This window comes from Bacteroides caecigallinarum (assembly GCF_016902295.1).
Classification (GTDB): domain Bacteria; phylum Bacteroidota; class Bacteroidia; order Bacteroidales; family Bacteroidaceae; genus Phocaeicola; species Phocaeicola caecigallinarum_A.
In genome coordinates this window covers 1-814 of sequence record NZ_JACJLQ010000122.1, presented here as the reverse complement: position 1 = coordinate 814, position 814 = coordinate 1, and the positions used below count along the sequence as shown (strand labels likewise).

At 40.2% G+C, this 814-nt stretch carries 1 pseudogene; it reads right to left on the bottom strand.

Features of this window, described 5'->3' with window-relative positions:
- Positions 1 to 545: 545 nt before the first annotated feature.
- Positions 546 to 734, bottom strand: a pseudogene (locus tag H6A27_RS15310) (IS66 family transposase); the annotation flags it as partial.
- Positions 735 to 814: the final 80 nt, after the last annotated feature.

Here is an 814-nt window from a genome sequence, read left to right as displayed (position 1 = left end):
TCTCTTTGAGGGCAGTCATTAACTTCGGATAATGTTTTCTGCATTCGTTCTTTCATTAGGTATGTTTCTATTACTATCGTTTAATTATTAGGTTCAGTCCTTCACAAACTTATCGACACGTTTGCTACTATGACATCTGCTGACTTCTCACGGCAAGCTTTACTCCATACATTTCGTAAAAAAAAAACTAATCTGTATGTCCGTGAGACCTCCTCGGATAAGGGTATTAACTTTCCATCTTATGTCTGCTTCATCTACATTAACCGTTCCGAATAGCTATAGGGCTTTGGTTTGGACAGCAACCTTGCCCACGGTTTTTATGCCTTATATGAAGTTTCTGTTCGTCAGACCAGATGTTTGCCGCCAGCTTCTTTCAGATTCCACCTCACGATGGACACCCTTGCTATTGACTGTATGATTCCCGCTATTAGGGCTCATTAGGGACTTGCACCCGTTAGCTAATACTCATGCCGAGCATACTGTCCCCTTTTAGACGGACGCCAGCAAGCGCCCGTCTAAAAAAGAGTCCACAAATTTAACGATTATTATTTGCATATTGTCATGGGAAGGAGGTTTTCGTAATCCGTTCTTCCCTTTTTTAATTCTCTGAGCAGCCTGCAGAAGTAATCCCTGAAGGAGACTCCTGCCTGTTTGCATGTTTCTATAAAGGTATTATAGATTGCGGAGTTCTGTATTCCTTTCACACTTCCGAAGAACAGGCTGTTCTTTCGTTGTTATGTTGGCATAATATTTATGTTAGTATAGATACTTAATTCTCTGTAGGTCATATTCTTATAAATTTTATTGCCAACAT